Genomic DNA, 482 nt, shown 5'->3' with positions numbered 1-482 from the left:
GATTTGAAGTGGCAGTTGCGGCAGCGGTACATAACGCTTTTTTGCAGCTGGCGGCCGATAATGGAACGAATCATATCGGTATCGGCTTTCCACTCCGGATTCATACTGCTGAGTTTCAAGCCAAGCAGGCGGTACACGCCGTTGAGGTCGGGTTTTTGGCGGACGAGTTCGACAGCGATTTGCGCCGCTTCGGTTTCGCCTTTGAGCAACAGGGCCTTCTCGTAGATGACGTTGATCAGGTCAAGATCGGGGAAGGTTTGCATATAGCCGATAAGGCGGTTGAGGCCTTCTTCCTGCTTGCCTTGCGCGGCATAGGCTTCATAGAGTTTCTCGCCGACCATGCTCAAATAGGCATGGTTTTGCTGCTCGATGGCGGAATACGCTTCCACTGCGGCAGGGAAGTTGCCCTGACGGTATTCAATGTCGCCGAGAATGATGTTGGCGCGCGTACATTTTTTGTTGGCTTCGAGTGCTTTGCCGAT

General features: G+C 53.3%; 1 pseudogene. It reads right to left on the bottom strand.

Annotated features, from left to right (window positions below):
- Positions 1-482, bottom strand: a pseudogene (locus ACTHSP_RS21765) (lipopolysaccharide assembly protein LapB); the annotation flags it as partial.

Source organism: Neisseria sp. P0001.S005, assembly GCF_051963715.1.
The sequence above is the reverse complement of the archived record's forward strand: the minus strand, read 5'-3'. Positions and strand labels throughout refer to the sequence as shown.